The 337-nt window shown below is 73.9% G+C and carries 1 protein-coding gene; it reads left to right on the top strand.

The genetic code is table 11. The features are described from left to right. A partial coding sequence (locus N869_RS16200; RefSeq protein WP_035063542.1) for an ATP-binding cassette domain-containing protein occupies nucleotides 1-337 on the top strand: 337 nt, incomplete at both ends.

Genomic DNA, 337 nt, shown 5'->3' with positions numbered 1-337 from the left:
AGCGCGGGCTGTACCCCAAGATGCGGGTGGCCGAGCAGCTGGTGCACCTGGGCCGGGTGCACGGCCTGGACCGGGGCGAGGCCCGGTCACGGACCAGCGCCCTGCTGGACGAGCTGGACCTGACCGCGCGGGCCGGTGACGTGCTCTCGACCCTGTCGCTGGGCAACCAGCAGCGGGTGCAGGTCGCCGCGGCGCTGGTGCACGACCCGGTGCTGATGGTCCTCGACGAGCCGTTCTCCGGGCTGGACCCCTTCGCCGTGGACGACATGGCCGCCCGACTGCGGCAGCGCGCCGAGGGCGGGGTCCCGGTGCTGTTCTCCTCCCACCAGCTGGACCT

The organism is Cellulomonas bogoriensis 69B4 = DSM 16987 (genome assembly GCF_000767165.1).
In the GTDB taxonomy this organism is placed as follows: Bacteria; Actinomycetota; Actinomycetes; order Actinomycetales; family Cellulomonadaceae; genus Actinotalea; species Actinotalea bogoriensis.
The sequence above is the reverse complement of the archived record's forward strand: the minus strand, read 5'-3'. Positions and strand labels throughout refer to the sequence as shown.